Origin of the sequence: Stenotrophomonas sp. NLF4-10 (genome assembly GCF_022359915.1) — a bacterium.
Taxonomy (GTDB): Bacteria; Pseudomonadota; Gammaproteobacteria; order Xanthomonadales; family Xanthomonadaceae; genus Stenotrophomonas; species Stenotrophomonas daejeonensis.
On record NZ_JAKSEE010000003.1, the window covers coordinates 1,441,521 to 1,463,947 of the forward strand.

Below are 22,427 nucleotides of genomic sequence, written 5' to 3' on the forward strand. Positions count from 1 at the left end.
TCCTACGGGTTGGGTGGTCGTCGCCTCACGGCTTCAGGCCGCGGGTTTCATCGTCCAGCCTTTTCTCCAGATTGGCGCGCCCGGCCCGGGCGTAGCGTTCGCAGGCCCCGGCATCGACCAGCGGTTTGCCGGGCGTGCCTTGCAGGCGGTCGAACAGGTCCGCGGCCAGCGGGTGCGGGGTGATCTGGATGTCGCAGGGCAGCGCGGCCAGCGTGTCCAGTCCACGGCGGAACGCGGCGACCATCGCCGGGTGGTCGAGGTAGCGGTATGCGTGGTCGGAAATCGCGCTCGTGCTGTCGGTATAGGCCATGTCCAGGCAGCGCGTGCCCTCGCAGGAACGCCATGTCCAACTGGTGCCGCCGGGCGTGTGGCCGGGCGTGGCATGGGCTGTCAGCGCCAGTGGGCCGACCCGGACGACGTCGCCATCGCCGATGGCCTCCACCCACGGCACCGGCGGTAAGGCCGGATGCGGTTCGAGCTGCTGCGGGTCGTCGCGCCCGCTGCGGCCACTGTGCAGGGTGGCGACGGCGGGTTCGCGCGCGAGGAGGGTGGCGCCGGTGACGCCCTGCAGGTAGGCCAGACCGGCCGCGTGGTCGTAGTGCTCGTGCGAGTTCAGCAGGTACTCCACGTCGTTCGGGTCGAAGCCGAGCGCGCGGATGTTCGCTTCGATCAGCGGCCCGGCCGCCTCGGTGGCGCCGTCGATCAGGATGTGGCCGCGGTCCGAGGTCACCAGCAACGCGCTCAGGCCGCAGGTGCCGACATACCACGTGTTGCCGAAGATGCGCCGTGGCGGCGCGCGGTCATTCCAGCCTTCCATCACCGTTGCGTCTGCGGGGCAGGCCGGGATTGCGGCAGTGGTGCCACCGGCATGCGTTGGCCCTGTCGCGTCCGGTGCGGAGGCCGTTTGGCGTGGTCCGGCCTGGCAGGCGGCCAGGGCCACGGTGGCGGCGAGGGCGGCGATGCCCGGCAGGCGGCGGGTCATGCGGTTCGGTAGTGCAGGCGAAGTCGTCATCGGTATCTCTTGTCTCTCCCGGCAAGCGCAGGAGTGTATGGAGGGCCCGTGTGCCGGCACCAACGCGAAAAACCGGGCCCAGCCATGAGCTGGATGAATGCCTCGCAGGCTACAGGGGCCGGCCCGGCGCCAGCCCGGTGTAGCGCGCGCGGGGGCGGATCAGGGTGCCCAGTGCCTGCTGTTCCAGCGCGTGCGCCAACCAGCCGGTCAGGCGCGCGGTGGCGAACATCACCAGCGCATGCGCGGCCGGCAGTTCGTGGACGTAGCAGATCGCCGCCAGCAGGCCGTCGATGTTGGGGGGCTGGCCGCTGTGCTCGGCGGTGGCCGCCAGCACCGCTTCGACGTGCTGCATGCGTGGCGTGCCGCCGCGCAGTTCGCGCAACTGGCGCAGCACCTCGGCGCCACGCGGGTCGCCATCGGGGTAGAGCAGGTGGTTGAAGCCGGGCAGGTCGTCGCCGCGCCGCCAGCGTTCGGCGATGAACGCGGCCGGCTTGCCGCTGGCCTGCGCATCGAGCAGCAGCGCATGCGCGCGCGCGGTGGCGCCGCCGTGGCGCGGGCCGGACAGCGCGGCCAGCCCGGCGCTGACCGTGGCGTGCAGGTGCGCGCCGGTGGAGGCGACCACGCGCGCGGCGAAGGCCGACACGTTCAGTTCGTGGTCGGCGCACAGCACCAGCGCCGAGCGCAGCAGTTCGGCGAAACCGGCGTCGCCCGGCCGCCATGCGTCGGCGAGCAGGCGATGCACCGGGCGCGCGTCGGGCTGGGTGCCGACCAGCAGCGCGGCGTTCTGCCGCAGCAGCAGCGCGGCCACTTCGCGCCGCACCGGGGCCGCGGCGTTGAGTGATTGCCGCTGTTCCAGCGCCAGCAGCGGGATGCAGGCCATCGTCCGTTCCAGCGGCGGCAGCGTGGCGTCCAGTGCCAGCGTGGCGATGCGTTGCGGCCACGCGTTGGGCGGCGTCGCCGCGAACGGATCCTGTTCCTCGCACTCCCACAGCAGCCGCGCGATGTCTTCCAGCGTGGCGCCGCCGCGCGCTGCGGCGACCGCCGAACGGCCACGGTAATAGGGCGCGTCGGGGCGGATCAGCGAGATGCGTGTCTCCAGCACCGGCAGGCCGCGGTCAAGGCTCTGCGCCGCCCCGCGCGCCGCGCCGCGACCAGCGCGTTTGCGCTGTGCCAGCCGTTCCACTTCCGCACGCAGATAGACCCGGCTGCGCGGGTCGGGGCCGGGGCGCGAGCTGAGCTGGCCGCGGCTGACGTAGGCGTACAGGGTGGCCGCGCTGATGCCGAGCAGGGCGCAGGCGTCGCTGGCCGGGATCAGTTCCGGGTCGGTGGGGTCAGGTGGCGTATTCAATATGTTGATTTTTTGAATCAAGATTGATCAATGCGTGCGATGGTGCCAGATTGTGCGCCATCGCGGAACGGCCCCGCCGTCGCCGCCCGATCAGGAGCCAAGCCATGAGCCTTTCTTCCGCCGGCGCCCACTTCCGCGCCGCCCTCGCCGCCGAGAAACCCTTGCAGGTGATCGGCGCGATCAACGCCAACCACGCGCTGTTGGCCAAGCGCGCCGGCTACAAGGCCATCTATCTGTCGGGCGGTGGCGTTGCCGCCGGCTCGCTGGGCCTGCCGGACCTGGGCATCAACACGCTGGAAGACGTGCTGATCGACGTGCGCCGCATCACCGACGTCTGCGATCTGCCGCTGATGGTGGACATCGACACCGGCTTCGGCCCCAGCGCGTTCAACATCGCGCGCACGGTGAAGTCGCTGATCAAGGCTGGCGCGGCCGCCTGCCACATCGAGGACCAGGTGGGTGCCAAGCGTTGCGGCCATCGCCCGGGCAAGGAGATCGTCACCCAGGGCGAGATGGTGGACCGGGTGAAGGCCGCCGCCGATGCCAAGACCGACCCGGATTTCTTCCTGATCGCGCGTACCGATGCGATCCAGGTGGACGGCGTGGACGCGGCCATCGAGCGCGCCATCGCCTGCGTCGAGGCCGGCGCCGACGGCATCTTCGCCGAGGCCGCCTACGACCTGGACACCTACCGCCGCTTCGTCGATGCGGTGAAGGTGCCGGTGCTGGCCAACATCACCGAGTTCGGCAAGACCCCGCTGTTCACGCGCGACGAGCTGGCCTCGGCCGGCGTCGCCATCCAGTTGTTCCCGCTGTCGGCGTTCCGCGCCGCGAACAAGGCGGCGGAGAACGTGTATGAGGCGATCCGCCGCGACGGCCACCAGAAGGGCGTGGTGGAGGCGATGCAGACGCGCGAGGAGTTGTACGACCGCATTGGTTACCACGCGTTCGAGCAGCAATTGGATGCGTTGTTCGCCGCGAAGAAGTAAGCCTGTTCCCTTCTCCCTCCGGGAGAAGGTGCCCGAAGGGCGGATGAGGGGCGAACGAAGTGGAAGCGTCTGAACGATCAGGACTCCGCCCGCCCCTCACCCCAACCCCTCTCCCGATGGGAGAGGGGCTTCAAAAAACCTGACTACACCGAGGTTCATGTCATGTCTGAATCCACCACCGCCCCCGGCTTCAAGCCGAAGAAATCCGTCGCCCTGTCCGGCACCGCCGCCGGCAACACCGCGCTGTGCACGGTCGGCCGTTCCGGCAACGACCTGCACTACCGCGGCTATGACATCCTCGACCTGGCCAACACCAGCGAGTTCGAGGAAATCGCCCACCTGCTGGTGCACGGCAAGCTGCCGACCCGCGCCGAACTGCGCGCCTACAAGGCCAAGCTGAAGTCGCTGCGCGGCATCCCGGCGGCGGTCAAGGCGGCGCTGGAAGAGCTGCCGCCGTCGGCGCACCCGATGGACGTGATGCGCACCGGCGTGTCGGTGCTGGGCTGCGTGCAGCCGGAGAAGGACGACCACAACCACCCCGGCGCGCGCGACATCGCCGACAAGCTGATGGCCAGCCTCGGTTCGATGCTGCTGTACTGGTACCACTGGAGCCACAACGGTCGCGTCATCGACGTGGAGACCGACGACGACTCCATCGGCGGCCATTTCCTGCACCTGCTGCATGGCGAGCAGCCACCGGAATCGTGGGTCAAGGCGATGCACACCTCGCTGATCCTGTACGCCGAGCACGAGTTCAACGCCTCCACCTTCACCTGCCGCGTCATCGCCGGCACCGGCAGCGACATGCATTCGTGCATCGCCGGCGGCATCGGTGCGCTGCGCGGACCCAAGCACGGCGGCGCCAACGAAGTGGCGTTCGAGGTGCAGAAGCGCTACGAGACGCCGGACGAGGCCGAGGCCGACATCAAGGCGCGCGTTTCCGCCAAGGAAGTGGTGATCGGCTTCGGCCACCCGGTCTATACCGTGTCCGACCCGCGCAACAAGGTGATCAAGGAGGTCGCGCGCGAACTGTCGGCCGAGCAGGGCAGCATGAAGATGTACGACATCGCCGAGCGTTTGGAATCGGTGATGTGGGACATCAAGAAGATGTTCCCGAACCTGGACTGGTTCAGCGCCGTCAGCTACCACATGATGGGCGTGCCGACCGCGATGTTCACCCCGCTGTTCGTCATCGCCCGCACCGCCGGCTGGAGCGCGCACATCATCGAGCAGCGCATCGACGGCAAGATCATCCGCCCGAGCGCGAACTACACCGGGCCGGAAGACCAGGCGTTCGTGCCGATCGACAAGCGCGCTTGATGCTTGAAGCTTGAAAGCCCCTCTCCCGCCGGGAGAGGGGTTGGGGTGAGGGTAGGGGCGAAGCCTTCTAGATGTTCGATTGCACAAGGCTTCGCCCGCACCCTCATCCGGCGCTTCGCGCCACCTTCTCCCGAAGGGAGAAGGAAAAGCGGGCCACCGCTCCATTCCCAACTCCCAGCTTTTCGAGCCAGCCATGAACAGCCAGCACCGCAAATCCCTCCCCGGCACCACGCTGGACTACTTCGACGCGCAGGCCGCCGTCGATGCAATCCAATCCGGTGCATACGCCACGCTGCCCTACGTCTCGCGGGTGCTGGCCGAGAACTTGGTGCGCCGCTGCGACCCGGCCATGTTGACCGAGTCGCTCAAGCAGCTGATCGAACGCAAGCGCGACCTGGATTTCCCGTGGTTCCCGGCGCGCGTGGTCTGCCACGACATCCTCGGCCAGACCGCGCTGGTCGATCTGGCCGGCCTGCGCGACGCCATCGCCGACAAGGGCGGCGACCCGGCCAAGGTCAATCCGGTGGTGCCGGTGCAGCTGATCGTCGATCACTCGCTGGCGGTGGAGTGCGGTGGTTTCGACCCGGATGCGTTCGCCAAGAACCGCGCCATTGAGGATCGCCGCAACGAGGACCGCTTCCACTTCATCGACTGGACCAAACTGGCCTTCGAGAACATGGACGTGATCCCGCCCGGCAACGGCATCATGCACCAGATCAACCTGGAGAAAATGTCGCCGGTGGTCTACGTGCAGGACGGCGTGGCGTTCCCCGATACCTGCGTCGGCACCGATTCGCACACCCCGCATGTCGATGCGCTGGGCGTCATCGCCATCGGCGTCGGCGGGCTGGAAGCGGAGAACGTGATGCTCGGCCGCGCCTCGTGGATGCGCCTGCCCGATATCGTCGGCGTCAAGCTGACCGGCAGGCCGCAGCCGAACATCACCGCCACCGACGTGGTGCTGGCGCTGACCGAATTTCTGCGCACCGAGCGCGTGGTCGGCGCGTGGCTGGAGTTCTTCGGCGAGGGCGCCTCGGCGCTGACCATCGGCGACCGCGCCACCATTTCCAACATGTGCCCGGAGTACGGCGCCACCGCGGCGATGTTCCATATCGACCAGCAGACCGTCGACTACCTGCGCCTGACCGGCCGCGAGGAAGCGCAGGTGCAACTGGTCGAGCACTACGCGAAGACCACCGGCCTGTGGGCCGATGCGCTGGCTACCGCGCAGTACGAGCGCGTGCTGGAGTTCGACCTGTCCAGCGTCGTGCGCAACATGGCCGGCCCGAGCAACCCGCACCGCCGCCTGCCGGTGTCCGACCTGGCCGAGCGCGGCGTCGCCGACGAGGCCAAGCTGGCAAGCGGCAAGGACGAGGAAGCGCAGGGCCTGATGCCCGACGGTGCGGTGATCATCGCCGCCATCACCTCCTGCACCAACACCTCCAACCCGCGCAACGTGATCGCCGCCGGCCTGCTGGCGCGCAACGCCAACGCGCGCGGGCTGCTGCGCAAGCCGTGGGTGAAGTCGTCGCTGGCGCCCGGTTCCAGGGCGGTGCAGCTGTACCTGGAAGAGGCCGGCCTGCTGCCCGAGCTGGAACAGCTGGGCTTCGGCATCGTCGGCTTCGCCTGCACCACCTGCAACGGCATGAGCGGCGCACTCGATCCGAAGATCCAGCAGGAGATCATCGCGCGCGACCTGTACTCGGTGGCGGTGCTGTCGGGCAACCGCAATTTCGACGGCCGCATCCATCCCTATGCCAAGCAGGCGTTCCTGGCCTCGCCGCCGCTGGTAATCGCCTACGCCATCGCCGGCACCGTGCGCTTCGACATCGAGAAGGACGTGCTGGGCGTGGATGCCGATGGCAACGCGGTGCGGCTGAAGGATATCTGGCCGAGCGACGCCGAGATCGACGCGGTGGTGAAGGCATCGGTGAAGCCCGAACAGTTCCGCAGCGTCTACGACCCGATGTTCAACGTGCGCGTCGAGCATGGCCGCAAGGCCAGCCCGTTGTACGACTGGCGGCCGCAGAGCACCTACATCCGCCGCCCGCCGTACTGGGAAGGCGCGCTGGCCGGCGAACGCACGCTCACCGGCATGCGCCCGCTGGCGGTGCTGCCGGACAACATCACCACCGACCACCTCTCGCCGTCCAACGCGATCCTGGCTTCCAGCGCCGCCGGCGAATACCTGGCGAAGATGGGCCTGCCGGAGGAGGACTTCAATTCCTACGCCACCCACCGCGGCGACCACCTCACCGCACAGCGCGCCACCTTCGCCAACCCCAAGCTGTTCAACGAGATGGTGCGCAACGACGACGGCAGCGTGAAGCAGGGCTCGCTGGCGCGGGTGGAGCCGGAAGGCAAGGTGATGCGCATGTGGGAGGCGATCGAAACCTACATGCAGCGCAAGCAGCCGCTGATCATCATCGCCGGCGCCGACTACGGCCAGGGCAGCTCGCGCGACTGGGCGGCCAAGGGCGTGCGGTTGGCCGGCGTGGAAGCCATCGTCGCCGAAGGCTTCGAGCGCATCCACCGCACCAACCTGGTCGGCATGGGCGTACTGCCGCTTGAGTTCAAGCCCGGCACCGACCGCAACACGCTGGGCATCGACGGCACCGAGACCTACGACGTCGTCGGCGAGCGCCGGCCGGGCGCCGACCTGACCCTGCGGGTCCACCGCAGGGACGGCAGCACGGTGGAGGTGCCGGTGACCTGTCGGCTGGATTCGGACGACGACGTGGCGACCTACGAGGCCGGCGGCGTACTGCAGCGCTTCGCGCAGGATTTCCTCGAAGCCAGCGCCATCTGATCATGCTGCCCCTTCCTGTAGGAGCGACGTCAGTCGCGACAGGGCTTTCCCGGTAAATCCCTCTGTCGCGACTGACGTCGCTCCTATAGGGAACAAGGAGACGAACATGAAACATGCGCCGCAACTCAGGATTCCCGCCACCTACATGCGTGGCGGCACGTCGAAGGGCGTGTTCTTCCGGCTTGAAGACCTGCCGGAAGCGGCGCAGATACCCGGCGCGGCGCGCGACGCGCTGCTGATGCGGGTGATCGGCTCGCCCGATCCCTATGGCAAGCACACCGACGGCATGGGCGGGGCGACGTCGAGCACCAGCAAGTGCGTGATCGTCGCCCCGGCCTCGGTGCCGGACCACGACGTGGACTACCTGTACGGGCAGGTGTCCATCGACACCGCGTTCGTGGACTGGTCGGGCAACTGCGGCAACCTCAGCACCGCGGTGGGGCCGTTCGCCATCGCCAACGGCTTCATTCCCGCCGAACGCATTCCGCGCGACGGCACCGTCACCGTGCGCGTGTGGCAGGCCAACATCGGCAAGACCATCCTCGTGCATGTGCCGGTGCGCGACGGGCAGGTGCAGGAAACCGGTGACTTCGAGCTGGACGGGGTGACCTTCCCGGCGGCGGAAATCGTGCTGGAGTTCATTGACCCGTCCGATGACGGCGAAGACGAGGGTGGCTCCATGTTCCCCACCGGCAACCTCGTCGATGATCTCGACGTGCCGGGCATCGGCACGTTGAAGGCGACGATGATCACCGCCGGCATTCCCACCGTGTTCGTCAACGCCGCCGATATCGGCTACGACGGCACCGAGCTGCAACCGGCGATCAACGAGGACAAGGCGGCGCTGGCGAAGCTGGAAACCATCCGCGTGGCCGGCGCGCTGCGCATGGGGCTGATAAAAACGCCGGAAGAGGCGCTCAAGCGCCAGCACACGCCGAAGGTGGCATTCGTCGCGCCGCCGAAGCCCTACGTGTCCAGCAGCGGCAAGAGCATCGGGGCCGGCGACATCGACCTCAACGTGCGCGCCATGTCGATGGGCAAGCTGCACCACGCGATGATGGGTACGGCCTCGGTGGCCATCGCCACGGCGGCGGCCGTCCCCGGCACGCTGGTCAACCTCGCCGCCGGCGGAGGCACCCGCGAGGCGGTGCGCTTCGGCCATCCCTCCGGTACCTTGCGGGTGGGCGCGGCGGTGGCGCAGGTCGATGGTCAGTGGGCCGTGACCAAGGCGGTGATGTCGCGCTCGGCACGGGTGCTGATGGAAGGCGCGGTGCGGGTGCCGCAGGGCTGACCCACTAACGAGTGCTGCTTGCCTCCTCTCCCTTTGCGCTGCGCGAAAGGGAGGAAGCGCAGGGCATTCGCGGCGAAACCAACCCGTAGGTGCCGGGCTTGCCCGGCACGGGGCATGCGCGGCAAACCCCCTGCGGGGCAAGCCCCGCAGCTACGGTTCTCTCGCTTCCCTATACTTCAGGCGTCCATCGGAGAACGCCATGAACAACAGGAAGTGGAAGCCCATGCGCTGGGCAATGGTCGCCTTGGCGGCGCTGGCCCTGGTGGCCGGCTGCAAACGCAACGAAACCGGCCAGCTCCCCGGTGCCAGCGGCGAGGCGATCCAGGCCAAGCAGGAAGAGGTCAAGGGATTCGCGCTGGTGCGCACCTGGCCGGACCAGAAGGGCGGCGAACTGGCGCTGGCGGTGGAGTTCTCCCGGCCGCTGGTCGGTACCCAGGACTTCGACAACCTGCTGCGCTTCGAGGAGAAGGTCGGCACCGAGGACAGCAGCTGGTCGCTGTCCGACGACGGCAAGACCCTGCGCTACCCCTACGTCGAGGCGGCAAAGGATTACACCCTGGTCGTGTCGGCCGACCTGCTCGCCGCCGACGGCAGCCGCCTCGGCAAGGAGGTGCGCCAGCAGGTGTTCACCGGCGAACTGACGCCCGCGGCCGGCTTCGCCTCGCAGGGCAGCGTGCTGCCGGCGCGCGACAGCCGCGGCCTGCCGGTGGTGTCGGTGAACGTGCCCGAGGTCGACGTCGAGTTCCTGCGGGTGACCGAAAAGAACCTGCCGGCGTTCTTCAGCCAGTACCAGCGCGGCGGCCGCCGCGGCAGCTGGGAGCTGGACAGCGACTACGGCAACCACACGCCGATCTCGCAGCTGGCCGAGCCGGTCTACGTCAACCGCTTCGTGCTCGGCGGCAAGCCCAACGAGCGGATGCTGACCTACCTGCCGATCCAGGACGTCAAGGAACTGCAGCAGCCGGGGCTGTACTTCGCGGTGATGAAGCGCACCGGCAGCTTCGACAACGAGTACGACACCGCGTTCTTCACCGTCAGCGACATCGGCCTGCACACCCGCGCCTACAAGGACACGCTGTTCGTGCACACCGCCTCGCTGGCCAGCGGCGCGGCGGCGAAGAAGGTGGACCTGCGGGTCATCGACGCCAAGGGCGAGACCATCCTCAAGGGCCAGACCGACGCCAACGGCAACGCGCTGCTGAACTACACGCTCGACGCCGGCCACGTGCTGGTGGCCGCCAGCGGCAGCGATACCACGATGCTGCCGTTCAACCAGCCGGCGCTGGACCTGAGCGAATTCGCCGTGGCCGGGCGCCAGAACGCGTGGTTCGACGTGTTCGCCTGGTCCGGCCGCGACCTGTACCGCCCCGGCGAGACCGTGCGCGTGTCGGCGCTGCTGCGCGACAACGACGGCAAGCCGGTCAAGGCACAACCAGTGTTCCTGCGCCTGAAGCAGCCCGACGGCAAGGTGTTCCGCGAAACCCGGCTGCAACCGGGCGAGCAGGGTTATTTCGCGTTCGAGCAGGCCATTCCCGCCGAGGCGCCGACCGGCCGCTGGCAGGTGGAATTCCGCACCGACCCGGCCAGCAAGGAAGCGGTGCAGGGCATGACCCTGCGCATCGAGGAGTTCCTGCCCGAGCGCATGAAGCTGGACCTGGACAGCGCGCAGAAGACGCTCAAGCCCGGCGAGCCGCTGAAACTGCAGGCCGATGCGGCCTACCTGTACGGCGCACCGGCCGACGGCAACCGCTTCACCGCACGGCTGGCGGTGGCGGTGGAGCAGCACCCGGTCGAGTCGATGGCCGGCTGGTTCTTCGGCGACCCCACCGTGGAGCTGCCGCGCGAAGCCAACGACGTCATCGATACCACCCTGCCCAAGGACGGCAAGCTGCGCCAGGACATCGCCCTGCCCGAGGAAACCGGCAAGGGCACGCCGGTGGCGGCGGTGGTGTCCGGCAGCGTCTACGAGACCGGCGGCCGCACCGTCACCCGCACGCTCAAGCGCGTGCTGTGGCCGGCGCCGGCGCTGGTCGCGGTGCGCCCGCTGTTCAGCGACGCCGACGGCGCCGACGCCAATGCCAACGCGCGCTTCGAGCTGCTGCGCGTGGATGCCGACGGCAAGCCGCAGCCGGCCAAGGGGCTGAAGGTCACCCTGGTGCGCGAACTGCGCGACTACCACTGGAGCTTCAACGACAACCGCTGGGACTACGACTTCACCCGCCGCTTCGAGAACAAGGAAACCCGCACCCTCGACGCCGGCGAGACGTCGGCGAAATTCGATTTCCCGGTGGAGTGGGGCGAGTACCGCGTCGACGTGTTCGACCCGGCCACCGGCCTGACCATGCGCTACCCGTTCCGCGCCGGCTGGAGCTGGAACGACGACAACCGCGGCCTCGACGCGCGCCCGGACAAGGTCAAGCTGGCGCTGGACAAGACCGGCTACAAGGCCGGCGACACGCTCAAGGTGACGCTGACCCCGCCGCACGCCGGCCGCGGCGTGCTGATGGTCGAAAGCGACAAGATGCTGTACGTGCAGGACATCGAGGCCAAGCCCGGCAGCAGCTTCGAGATCCCGGTCACGCAGGACTGGGAGCGGCACGACGTCTACGTCACCGCGCTGGTGTTCCGCGGCGGCAGCGCGCCGAGCAGGATCACCCCCGCACGCGCGGTGGGCGTGGCGCACGTGCCGATGGAACGTGGCAACCGCCGCGTCGAGGTGGGCCTGGTCGCGCCGAAGCAGATGCGTCCCGAGCAACCGATGGCCGTGACCGTCAGCGTGCCGGAACTGGCCGGCAAGCCGGCGCACGTCACCGTCTCGGCGGTCGATGTCGGCATCCTCAACATCACCCGCTTCCCGGTGCCGGATGCCCCTGCGCATTTCTTCGCGCAACGGCGGTTGGGCGTGGATGCCTACGATATCTATGGCCGCGTCATCGAGAGCTTCGAGGGCAACAGCGGCAAGCTCAAGTTCGGCGGCGACATGGCCTTGCAGGCGCTGCCGCAGGCCAAGCGGCCGACCGCGAGGGTGCAGACCGTGGACCTGTTCTCCGGCCCGGTGAAGCTGGACGCCAAGGGCAATGCCCGCATCGAGCTGCCGGTGCCGGATTTCAACGGCACGCTGCGCGTCTCGGCGCTGGTGTATGCGGACGACCGCTACGGCAACCGCGACGTCGAGACGCTGGTGCGCGCGCCGATCCTGGCCGAGGCCAGCATGCCGCGGGTGATGGCGCCGGGCGACCGCAGCACGGTGACGCTGGACGTGCAGAACTTCACCGGCAAGCCGGGCGAATTCAGCGTGCGCGTGGATGGCGAAGGCCCGCTGGCGATCGGCGAAGCCTCTCGCAAGGTGCAGTTGGCAGCCGATGCCAAGCAGACCCTGAGCTTCCCGCTCAACGCGCAGGAGGGCTATACCGTCGCCAAGGTGCGGGTGCGCGTGGACGGCAACGGCTTCAAGGTCGACCGCCGCTACGACCTGCCGGTGCGCGCGGCATGGCCGCAGGTGCTGCGTGCGCAGACCCGCACGCTCGACCCGCTGGCGCCGGTCACGCTGGACAGCGGTTCCGCCAGCGGGCTGATGGCCGGCTCGGTCAACGCGCGCATGCTGGTCAGCGCGTTGCCGCCGATCCCGTTCGCCAGCGCCCTGCAGGGCGCGTTGAATTACCCCTACGGCTGCGCCGAGCAGACCACCAGCAAGGGCTATGCCGCGCTGCTGCTGGACGAAGCCACTTCGACGATGCTCGGTGCCGACGGGCTGGACGCCAAGGCCCGCCGCGAGCGCATGGAGGGCGCGTTCGGGCGGCTGGCCTCGATGCAGGTGGCCAACGGCAACTTCTCGATGTGGGGCAACGACGACTACGTCAACCCGGCGTTGACCCCGTACATCGCCGAGTTCCTGCTCGACGCCAAGGACGCCGGTTTCGCGGTGCCGGACACCGTGCTGCAGAAGGCGTTGAACCGGATCAGCGAGGACCTGCTCAGCGGCGGCAACCAGTTCTACGGGCAGGATCGCCGCGACGCGCTGAAGTTCGCCAACCAGGCGTATTCGGGCTACGTGCTGGCCCGCGTCAACCGCGCCCCGCTGGGTACGCTGCGCGCGCTGTACGACAACGAGCGCGACAAGGCGGTCACCGGCCTGTCGCTGGTGCACCTGGGCATGGCCTTGTCGTTGCAGGGCGACGGCAAGCGCGGGCAGGCCGCCATCGCCGCCGGCTTCGCCAGGGACGGCAGCGACCGCCCGGCGTACTTCGGCGACTACGGCAGCCGGCTGCGCGATGACGCCCTGATGATCGCGCTGCTGCACGAACGCGGCCTGTCCAAGCCCGCCTACGACGCCCGCGCGGTCGCGCTGGGCCGCGAGCTGGATGCGCGCCGCAACAGCGGCTGGCTGTGGCTGAGCACGCAGGAGAAGGTGGCGCTGGCGCGGCTGGGCAAGGCGTTGATGGCCGACCAGAAGAAGCTGGTATCCGGCGAACTGGCGGTGGGTGGCGAGCGCGAGGCCATCGGCGAGCGCAAGGCGTTCGCGCGCGTGTTCGATGCCGCGCAGCTGGCGCAGGGCGTGCGCTTCGCGCCGCAGGGGCAGGCGCCGATGTTCGCCAGCCTGGAAGTGGCCGGCATCCCGCGGCAGGCACCGGCGCCGGACAACAGCGTGATCGGCATCGAGCGCGCCTGGTACACCACCGACGGCAAGCCGTGGACGCCGCGCCCGCTGAAGGAAGGCGAGGCGCTGATCGTGCGGTTGAGCGTCACCGCCAACACCGCCATGCCCGACGCGCTGCTGACCGACCTGCTGCCGGCCGGGCTGGAGATCGAGAACTTCAACCTCGGCGATGCGAAGCAGTGGGCCGACGTGGTGGTGGACGGCATCCGGGTCAGCGACCGCTCCGGCGAAGCCGACGCCCGCCATGAGGAGTTCCGCGACGACCGCTACGTGACCGCGCTGAACCTGCGCCGCGGCCGCACCGCGCGTGTGTTCTACCTCGTGCGCGCGGTCACCCCCGGCACCTACACCGTGCCGCCGCCGCTGGCCGAGGACATGTACCGCCCCGAGCTGCGTGGCGTGGGGCGCTCCAACCCGAGCACGATCACCGTCGTGCAGCCATGACGACAGGGCGCGGGAGAAAAGCCCCTCTCCCACCGGGAGAGGGGTTGGGGTGAGGGGCGAACGCAGCCATCATGCGGAAATGCAGGCAAAGCCCCGGCTTCTGTCCCGCTTCCTGCCCTGGCTGCGCTGGGGCACGGCAGCGCTGCTGACGCTGCTGCTGGTCCTCGACCTCGCCTTCCCGCCACCACTGCCGCAATCGCGCGACACCAGCACCCTGGTCGTCGCCCGCGACGGCGCCCCGCTGCGCGCCTTCGCCGATGCCGAGGGCGTGTGGCGCTACCCGGCCGATGCGGACGCCATTTCCCCGCTGTACCTGCAGGCGCTGCTGACCTACGAGGACCGCTGGTTCTGGCGCCACCCCGGCATCAACCCGTGGGCGCTGCTGCGCGCTGGCAAGCAGATGCTGCGCGAACGCCGCATCGTCTCCGGCGGTTCCACCCTGACCATGCAGGTGGCGCGCATCCTCGACCCGCACACGCGCACGCCGTGGGGCAAGCTCAAGCAGGTGCTGCGCGCGCTGCAGCTGGAAGCGCACCTGAGCAAGACGCAGATCCTCGACCTGTACCTGGAACGCGCACCCTATGGCGGCACCATCGAAGGCGTGGAGGCGGCCAGTTGGGCCTACCTCGGCAAACCGGCGGCGCGGTTGTCGCACGCCGAGGCGGCCCTGCTGGCGGTGCTGCCGCAATCGCCCAGCCGGCTGCGCCCGGACCGCCACCCGGAAGCCGCGCGGCAAGCCCGCGACAAGGTGCTGGCGCGCATGGCCGAACTCGGCGTGTGGCCGGCCGAGGAAGTAGCCGACGCGCGCATCGAGCCGGTGGTGACGCGCTCGCTGCGGCAACCGCTGCATGCGGCGCTGCTGGCGCAGCGGCTGCGCAGCCAACAGCCGCGCGCGGCGCATATCGAAACCACGCTCGACAGCGGCCTGCAACGCACGCTGGAGGAACGGGTGGCCGCGTATTTCTCGCAACTGCCCGAGCGCACCTCCGCCGCGCTGCTGGTGATGGACAACGCCACGCTGGAGGCGCGTGCCTACGTCGGCTCGGTCGCGTTCGGCGACAAGCAACGGCTGGGCCACGTGGACATGGTGCAGGCGTGGCGCTCGCCGGGCTCCACGCTCAAGCCGTTCCTGTACGGCATGGCGCTGGACGACGGCCTGATCCATTCCGAAAGCCTGCTGGTCGATGCGCCGCAGAGCTTCGGCGGCTACCGCCCGGGCAATTTCGACGCCGCGTTCAACGGCCCGGTGGGCGCGGCCACCGCGCTGCGGCTGTCGTTGAACGTGCCGGCGGTGGACCTGCTCGACCGCGTTGGCCCATCACGCTTCGCCGCGCGCCTGAACAACGCCGGCATCAAGCTGCGCTTCCCGCGTGGCACGCAGCCGAACCTGGCGCTGATCCTCGGCGGCACCGGCGCGCGGCTGGAGGATCTGGTCGGCGCCTTCGCCGCGCTCAACCGCGAGGGTATCGCCGGCCGCGTGCGCTATACCCCGGACGACCCGCTGGTCGAACGCCGGCTGATGTCGCCGGGCGCGGCGTGGATCGTGCGCGACATCCTCGAATCCAATCCGCGCCCCGGCTACGGCGCAGGCACCTTCGATACCGGCGGGCGCCCGCCGGTGGCGTGGAAGACCGGCACCAGCTACGGCTACCGCGATGCCTGGGCGATCGGCGGCACCCGCCGCTACACCGTCGGGGTGTGGGTAGGGCGGCCGGACGGCACGCCGCTGCCCGGCCAGTACGGTGCGGTCACCGCCTTGCCGCTGATGTTCGAGGTGATCGACAGCCTGCCGCGCCAGCCCGGCGACGCCGCCGCGCGCGCGATGCCGGCCAGCGTCGGCGAGGTGGAGGTGTGCTGGCCGCTGGGCATCGCCGCCGCGCAAACGCCGCCGGCCATGTGCCAGCGGCGGATGCAGGCGCTGGTGCTGGACGAGGCGGTGCCGCCCACCTTCGCCGAGCGCGAGGCGCGGCTGTGGCAGTCGGGCCGCGTGCGTTTCGAGGTCGATGCGCGCAGCGGGTTGCGGGTATCGGCTGGATGCGAGGGACATGCGCAACGCGCCGAACGCGAACTGGCGCGCTGGCCGGCGCTGGCCTCGCCGTGGTTGTCGCAGGCGCAACGGCAGGCACAGCGCCTGCCGCCGCTGGCGCCGGGGTGCCCGCCCGACGAACGCGGCAACGACGGCGTGCTGCACGTGGATGGCCTCAACGACCGCGCCACGCTGGCGCGCGCGCCCGGCGCCACGCATGGCCCGCGCCTGCAACTGCGCGCGCTGGGCAGCGAGGCGACGGTGGAATGGCTGCTGGACGGGCGCTGGATCGCGCAGACCCAGGGCGCGCGCGGCTTCGTGCGCGACTTCGACGAACCGGGCGAGCACGTGCTCACCGCGCTGGCCGCCGATGGCGCGTGGACGCGGGTGCGCTTCCGCGTGGTGCGTTGAGCGGCGCGGCGCCGTAGGTGCGGGGCTTGCCCCGCACGCTTTCCGTGGCCGGTGATGGGAACGGCTCCGTGCCGGGCAAGCCCGGCACCTACGAAAGCATTCGTTGGCGGCGGCGTTGCTACTCGCCGATCCAGCCCTCGAGCATGTCGGCGAAATCGTCGGCGTGCTCCTCCTCCTGCGCGAGGATGTGTTCGAGGATGCGCTTGGTGGTGGTGTCCTTGTCGCCGATAAAGTTGATCATCTCGCGGTAGCTGTCGATGGCGATGCGCTCGGCGACCAGGTTCTCGCGCACCATGTCGCGCAGGTTGCCGCCTTCCTTGTATTCGGCGTGCGAGCGCGCGGTGAGCGTGTCCGGGTCGAAGTCCGGTTCGCCGCCCAGTTGCACGATGCGCTCGGCCAGCATGCCGGCGTGGGCCTGCTCCTGCTGCGCGTGCTCCAGGAACTCGGCCTTCACCGCGTCGGCGAGCATGCCCTTGGCCATGTAGTAGTGGCGGTAGTAGCGCAGCACGCACACCCACTCGGTGGCCAGCGCGTCGTTGAGCAGCTTGACCACCGCCGTACGGTCGGCGCTGTAGGTCGGGGTGACCGCGCCGTCCTCGATGCGCTTGCGGGCATTGGCGCGCAGGGTCCTGCGGTCGCTGATGCCGGCCGGGCCGGTGGCCTTGGCGGTGGTCCTGGTGGGAGAGGGCTTGCTCATGGCTGGCTGCTCCTTGGGTCGGGAATCGCTATTCGGGGAGATGGGCGAGCATGTATTCGGCCGAGGACACCTCGAACTTGCCCGGCTCCTCGACATGGATGGCGCGGACGGTGCCGTTCTCCGCATACAGCGCGAAGCGGCGGCAGCGCATGCCCATGCCCGAGCCGCTGGCGTCCATTTCCAGCCCCAGCGCGCGGGTGAAGTCGCCGTTGCCGTCGGACAGCATCTGCAGCCCATCGGGCACCGACTGCGCCTGCGCCCAGGCCTGCATCACGAACGGGTCGTTCACCGCCATGCAGTACACCTCGATGCCGCGGCCACGGAACTGCTCGAAGTGCTCGACGAAGCCGGGCAGGTGGCGCGCCGAGCAGGTGGGCGTGAACGCGCCGGGCACGGCGAACAGCACCACCTTGCGGCCGTCGAACAGGGCGTGCGTGTCGATGGTTTCCATGCCCTCGCGGATGCGCTTGAGGGTCACTTCCGGAATGGTGTCGCCGACGTGGATGGTCATGGGGGGCTCCTGGGTCTGGGTGCAGTCTAGTAGTCGGGTGCAAGGGTGGCGTCAACGGCTTGAAAAGACCGCCTTCACGCAGCATTTCCCGGCATGGGGGCGAGGCCGGCGCCGCGACCGCTAGAATGGCACTCCTGTGCCTGCCGAACATGTGGCGGCCATCGTCGCGGGGCGATCGACCCGACTTTTCCGAAAGGTGTCTGGATGGAATTCAAGGATTACTACGCGACGCTGGGCGTCGAACCCACGGCCGGCGACGCCGAGATCAAGACCGCCTACCGGCGGCTGGCGCGCAAGTACCACCCGGACGTGAGCAAGGAAGCCGGCGCCGAGGAGCAGTTCAAGGCGGTCAACGAAGCCTACGAGGCGCTGCGCGACCCGGCCAAGCGCCAGGCCTACGACCAGCTGCGCGCGCGCGGCTACCGGCCCGGCGAGGAGTTCCAGGCGCCGCCGGATTTCGGTGGCGGGCAGGGCTTCGACTTCGAGGAGGTGTTCGGCGGCGGTGGCGCCGGCGGCGGTTTCAGCGACTTCTTCGAGAGCCTGTTCGCGCGCCAGCGCGGCGGCCGCGCGCGGGGCGGCTTCGACGGTTTCGGCGGCAGCGCCGGCCCGCAGCCGCCGCGCGACACCCGCGCCAAACTGTCGGTACCGCTGGAGGCCGCCTACGCCGGCGACTCGCTGCGCATCAACGTCGATGGCCGCCAGCTGGACGTGCGCGTGCCCAAGGGCATCCGCCCGGGGCAGGTGATCCGGCTGGCCGGGCAGGGCAGCGGCGGCGGCAACCTGATGCTGGAAGTGGAATACGCCGCGCACCCGCAGTTCGAGGTCGATGGCCGCAACATCCTTTACACCCTGCAGGTGACGCCGTGGCAGGCCGCGCTGGGTACCGGCATCAGCGTGCCGACCCTGGGCGGGGCGGTGGAACTGAAGGTGCCGGCCGACTCGGACAGCGGCCGCAAGCTGCGCCTGCGCGGCCGCGGCCTGCCGGGCAAGCCCGATGGCGACCAGATCGTGGAACTGGAGGTCGTCGCGCCGGTGGCGACCAACGAAGCGCAGCAGAAGGCCTACCGCGCGCTGGCCAAGGCCTTCGGCGAGAAGGTGTAGGTCGGGGCTACGGCCCCGATGGCGATGGGCCGGACGCGTCGGGGGCGTAGCCCCGACCCACGGCTGCGTAGGTGTGGGGCATGCCCCACACGGGGCTCTCCCGGGAAAGCTTCATGCGGGGCAAGCCCCGCATCTACAGGATCAGCCCGTCCGTACGGGTCAGGCGGCCGGTGGCTCGCTGCCCTCGAACACCCGCGCGATCACTTCGGAAAGATCGCTCTCCGAGAACGGCTTGGTGATGTAGGCCTTGGCGCCCTGGCGCATGCCCCACAGGCGGTCGGTGTCCTGGTCCTTGGTGGTCACCAGCACCACCGGGATGTGGGTGGTGCTGGCCTCGCGCTTGAGCGTGCGGGTGGCCTGGAAACCGTTGAGGTTGGGCATCACCACGTCCATCAGCACCAGATCGGGCAGCACCGCCTTGGCCGCTTCCACGCCGGCCGCGCCATCGGTGGCGGTGAAGGTCTCGTGCCCGAGTTTTTCGACGATGCGCTGGATGCCCAGCAACTGCGATGGCGAATCATCGACGATCAGGATGCGTGCCATGGTTCTCCCCAAGAATTCTTCCCCAAGAATCCGGGCAGTGTAGGCCGCCGCCGTGGCGGCGTGAAGCCGCTTGCGTCACGCTGCGCGCAACCGGCTTCAGTCGATCCTGACCACGGTGCGGCCGAACGACTGCCCGGCCAGCATCGTGGCGAACACGTCCGGCAGTTCGGCCAGCCCGACCTCGCGGGTGCACACGGTGTCCAGGTGGCGCGGCTTCCAGTCGTCGCCCAGGTGTTGCCAGACCTGCTCGCGGATGTCGCGCGCGGTGCCGGCCGAGGCCACGCCCAGCAGCGACACGCCGCGGATGATGAACGGCATCACCGTCATGTCCAGCTGCGCGCTGGCGGCCAGCCCGGCCGAGGCGACGTTGCCGTAGGGCGCGGTCTGCGCCAGCAGGCTGGTCAGCATCGGCCCGCCGACGTTGTCCAGGCCGCCGCCGAAGCGCGCCGACTCCATCGGCCGGGCGGTGGCCAGCGCCTCGCGGCCCAGCACCTGCGTGGCGCCCAGCGTGGTCAGGTACTCCTTTGCTCCGGTCTTGCCGCTGATCGCATGCACCTCGAAGCCGGCGCGGCTGAAGATGTCCACTGCCAGCGAGCCGACCCCGCCGGTGGCGCCGGTCACGGCGAGCGGGCCGTGCTCCGGCGCCTGCCGGTTGTCCTTCATCCGCAGCAGCGCCAGCGCCGCGGTGAAGCCGGCGGTACCCAGCACCATCGCCTCGCGCAGCGACAGCCCGGCCGGCAGCGGGATGACCCACTTCGCTTCCAGCCGCACATATTGGCTGTAGCCGCCGTCGCGGGTTTCGCTCAGGCCGCAGCCGGTGACCAGCACCGCGTCGCCCTCGCGGAATGCCGGGTCGGTCGAGGCCACCACCTCGCCGGCCACGTCGATGCCGCCCACCAGCGGGAAGCGGCGCAGGATCTTGCCCTGGCCGGTGCCGGCCAGCGCGTCCTTGTAGTTCACCGACGACCAGCGCGCGCGTACCACCACCTCGCCGGGGTCGAGCTGGTCCAGCGTTACCTGCTCGATGCCGGCGCGGTAGCCGGCGTCGTCGTTGTGGATGCGGAAGGCGGGGAAGGACGGGGTGGCGGTCATGGCGTTGCCTGCGCGGAAGCGGGCCGATCAAGATAACCGTTGCGAAACGGCAGGTCTTGCCCCATCTAGTAGAATCGGGATTCGATTGACGGCCGGTTGTCCCGCACCCGGCCCTGACAGATGGAGCATGCATGGCCTGGAACACACCTGGCGGCAATGGCAAAGACGGCCCCGCCGACAACCGGCGCGGCGCGCGCCGGCCACGAGGCGGCAACGGCGGCGGATGGGGCGGCCTGCCCGGCCCGTTGCGCGACCTGTTCGACGGTGGCGCATGGCGCTGGGTGCTGGTGGCGCTGGCGTTGCTGGTGCTGCTCTCCAGCTTCCAGCTGATCGGCGAACAGCAGCGCGGCGTGGTGCTGCGCTTCGGCCAGTTCTCGCGCATCCTGCAGCCGGGCCCGAACTTCAAGCTGCCGTGGCCGATCGAGTCGGTGACCAAGGTCAACGCCACCCAGATCAAGACCTTCAGCAGCCAGGTGCCGGTGCTGACCCGCGACGAGAACATCGTCAACGTCTCGCTGAACGTGCAGTACCGGGTCGACGACCCGCGCCTGTACAAGTTCGGCTCGGTCGATGCCGACCAGGTGCTGGAGCAGTCGGCGCAGAGCGCGGTGCGCGAGCAGGTCGGCCGCGCCGACCTCAACACCGTGCTGAACAACCGCGGCCCGCTGGCCGCCGCCGCCGAGCAGCGCCTGCAGGCCTCGCTGGAGGCCTATCGCACCGGCCTGTCGGTCACCGGCCTGACCCTGCCCGACGCCCGCCCGCCGGAGGAAGTGAAGCCGGCCTTCGACGAGGTCAACGGCGCCCAGCAGGTCAAGGAACGGCTGATCAACGAGGCCCAGGCCTATGCCGCCAAGGTGGTGCCGGAGGCGCGCGGCCAGGCCTCGCGCACCCGCACCACCGCCGAGGGCTACAAGCAGGCGGTGATCGCCCGCGCCGAGGGTGACGCCAGCCGCTTCAGCCTGCTGCAGGCCGAGTACCGGAATGCGCCGGAAGTCACCCGCAAGCGGCTGTGGCTGGAAACCGTGCAGCAGGTGCTGGCCGAGAACCGCAAGGTCATCGGCGGCGATGGCCGCCAGCTGATCTACGTGCCGATGCCGGCCGATGCCGCCAAACCGGGTGGCAATGCGGCGCAGCCGGCGCCCGAAGCAATGGTGCCGGCGCTGCCGGGCATCACCGACAGCATTCGCAACGCGGACCGCACGGTTTCGCGCTCGGCAACGCGTCAGGAGGCCGGCCGATGAAGAACTCCCTTGTTATCGGCCTGCTGGTCGTGGTGCTGCTGGGCCTGATGGGCTCGGTCTACGTGGTGCGCGAGGACCAGACCGCGATGGTCCTGAACCTCGGCAAGGTGGTGCGCGCGGACATCAAGCCCGGGCTGCACTTCAAGGTGCCGCTGGTGGAGACGGTGCGGGTGTTCGACCGCCGCTTCCAGGTGCTGGACACCGCCCCGGCGCGCTATTTCACCGCCGAGCAGAAGGACGTCAGCGTCGACTTCTTCGCCATCGGCTACATCTCCGACGTGCGCGCCTACTACCGCGCCACCGGCGGCGACGGCAAGGTCGCCAATGCGCGGCTGGCGCCGATCATCACCGACTCGCTGCGCAACCAGATCAACTCGCGCACCCTGCAGCAGCTGGTGTCCGGCGACCGCAGCGAGCTGATCGCCAACCAGCTCACCGCGATCAACGAGGCGGTGGGGACGCTGGGCATGCAGATCGTCGACCTGCGCATCAAGCAGATCGACCTGCCCACCGACAGCCAGGTCATCACCGACGTCTACGAACGCATGCGCGCCCAGCGCAAGCAGGAGGCGGCCAAGCTGCGCGCCGAGGGCGAGGAGCAGTCGCTGACCATCCGTGCCCAGGCCGACCGCGAGAGCACCGTGCTGGTGGCCGAGGCCGAGCGCGACGCGCAGCAGCTGCGCGGCGAGGGCGATGCCCGGGCCGCGGCGATCTACGGCAAGGCCGGCTCGGCCGACCCGGCGTTCTACGCGTTCTACCGCAGCCTGGAGGCCTACCGCGGCTCGATGACCGACGGCAACGGCGTGATCGTGCTCGACAAGAACGATCCGTTCCTGCAGTACCTGAAGAACGACCGCTGACGGAACGGCGGCTCTTGCCGTCGTCGTAGGAGCGCACTTCAGTGCGCGATGGGGCTCTACCGTGAAAGCTCCATC

At 69.5% G+C, this 22,427-nt stretch carries 14 protein-coding genes and 1 pseudogene; 9 read left to right on the plus strand and 6 right to left on the minus strand.

All coding sequences use genetic code 11. The features are described from left to right. Positions 1 to 25: 25 nt before the first annotated feature. Together bla and MIC98_RS06840 are read right to left on the minus strand one after the other, a co-directional pair. Positions 26 to 1,012 carry a subclass B3 metallo-beta-lactamase gene (gene bla, locus MIC98_RS06835; protein ID WP_239736601.1) on the minus strand — a complete coding sequence of 329 codons (987 nt, stop codon included), beginning with the start codon at positions 1,010 to 1,012 and terminating at the stop codon, positions 26 to 28. A 109-nt stretch (positions 1,013 to 1,121) separates the two neighbouring features. Further along, entirely contained in the window at positions 1,122 to 2,360 is a 1,239-nt protein-coding gene (locus MIC98_RS06840; RefSeq protein WP_239736602.1) for a citrate synthase family protein, read from the minus strand. A gap of 104 nt (positions 2,361 to 2,464) precedes the next feature. Between MIC98_RS06840 and prpB the strand changes: the two genes are divergently transcribed. The 6 genes from prpB (at position 2,465) to pbpC (ending at position 16,307) form a co-directional block, all read left to right on the plus strand. Further along, complete coding sequence (gene prpB / locus MIC98_RS06845) at positions 2,465 to 3,349, plus strand: methylisocitrate lyase (protein WP_239736603.1); 885 nt, start codon at positions 2,465 to 2,467, stop codon at positions 3,347 to 3,349. 162 nt (positions 3,350 to 3,511) lie between these two features. Beyond that, entirely contained in the window at positions 3,512 to 4,669 is a 1,158-nt protein-coding gene (gene prpC, locus MIC98_RS06850) for a 2-methylcitrate synthase (protein WP_239736604.1), read from the plus strand. Between the two features lie 193 nt (positions 4,670 to 4,862). After that, positions 4,863 to 7,478 carry a Fe/S-dependent 2-methylisocitrate dehydratase AcnD gene (gene acnD, locus MIC98_RS06855; RefSeq protein WP_239736605.1) on the plus strand — a complete coding sequence of 872 codons (2,616 nt, stop codon included), beginning with the start codon at positions 4,863 to 4,865 and terminating at the stop codon, positions 7,476 to 7,478. 106 nt (positions 7,479 to 7,584) lie between these two features. After that, on the plus strand, positions 7,585 to 8,769 hold the full coding sequence (prpF, locus tag MIC98_RS06860; protein WP_239736606.1) for a 2-methylaconitate cis-trans isomerase PrpF: 1,185 nt from the start codon (positions 7,585 to 7,587) through the stop codon (positions 8,767 to 8,769). 223 nt (positions 8,770 to 8,992) lie between these two features. Beyond that, entirely contained in the window at positions 8,993 to 13,870 is a 4,878-nt protein-coding gene (locus MIC98_RS06865) for an alpha-2-macroglobulin (RefSeq protein WP_239738072.1), read from the plus strand. Positions 13,871 to 13,949: 79 nt separating this feature from the next. Next, a complete protein-coding gene (gene pbpC / locus MIC98_RS06870) occupies positions 13,950 to 16,307 on the plus strand; it encodes a penicillin-binding protein 1C (RefSeq protein ID WP_239736607.1) in 2,358 nt (785 codons plus the stop codon). 118 nt (positions 16,308 to 16,425) lie between these two features. On the opposite strand, the gene MIC98_RS06875 is transcribed toward pbpC, so the two are convergent. Both MIC98_RS06875 and MIC98_RS06880 read right to left on the minus strand, forming a co-directional pair. Beyond that, positions 16,426 to 17,004 (minus strand): ferritin-like domain-containing protein, encoded by a 579-nt coding sequence (locus MIC98_RS06875; protein WP_239736608.1) that lies wholly within the window; start codon positions 17,002 to 17,004, stop codon positions 16,426 to 16,428. Between the two features lie 28 nt (positions 17,005 to 17,032). Then, complete coding sequence (locus MIC98_RS06880; RefSeq protein ID WP_239736609.1) at positions 17,033 to 17,515, minus strand: peroxiredoxin; 483 nt, start codon at positions 17,513 to 17,515, stop codon at positions 17,033 to 17,035. A 204-nt stretch (positions 17,516 to 17,719) separates the two neighbouring features. Here MIC98_RS06880 and MIC98_RS06885 point away from each other — a divergent pair, with 204 nt between their 5' ends. Next, a complete protein-coding gene (locus MIC98_RS06885) occupies positions 17,720 to 18,616 on the plus strand; it encodes a DnaJ C-terminal domain-containing protein (protein WP_057641444.1) in 897 nt (298 codons plus the stop codon). 159 nt (positions 18,617 to 18,775) lie between these two features. Here the strand turns inward: MIC98_RS06885 and pilH are convergent, their stop codons facing one another. Together pilH and MIC98_RS06895 are read right to left on the minus strand one after the other, a co-directional pair. Further along, positions 18,776 to 19,159, minus strand: a complete 384-nt coding sequence (gene pilH / locus MIC98_RS06890; RefSeq protein ID WP_239736610.1) for a twitching motility response regulator PilH — start codon at positions 19,157 to 19,159, stop codon at positions 18,776 to 18,778. 96 nt (positions 19,160 to 19,255) lie between these two features. Beyond that, a complete protein-coding gene (locus tag MIC98_RS06895; protein WP_239736611.1) occupies positions 19,256 to 20,251 on the minus strand; it encodes a YhdH/YhfP family quinone oxidoreductase in 996 nt (331 codons plus the stop codon). 131 nt (positions 20,252 to 20,382) lie between these two features. Between MIC98_RS06895 and hflK the strand changes: the two are divergent. Both hflK and MIC98_RS06905 read left to right on the plus strand, forming a co-directional pair. After that, positions 20,383 to 21,345, plus strand: a pseudogene (gene hflK, locus MIC98_RS06900) (FtsH protease activity modulator HflK); the annotation flags it as partial. A 143-nt stretch (positions 21,346 to 21,488) separates the two neighbouring features. Further along, positions 21,489 to 22,352: a protease modulator HflC gene (locus tag MIC98_RS06905; RefSeq protein ID WP_057641440.1), complete on the plus strand. Its 864-nt coding sequence runs from the start codon at positions 21,489 to 21,491 to the stop codon at positions 22,350 to 22,352. Positions 22,353 to 22,427 lie beyond the last annotated feature (75 nt).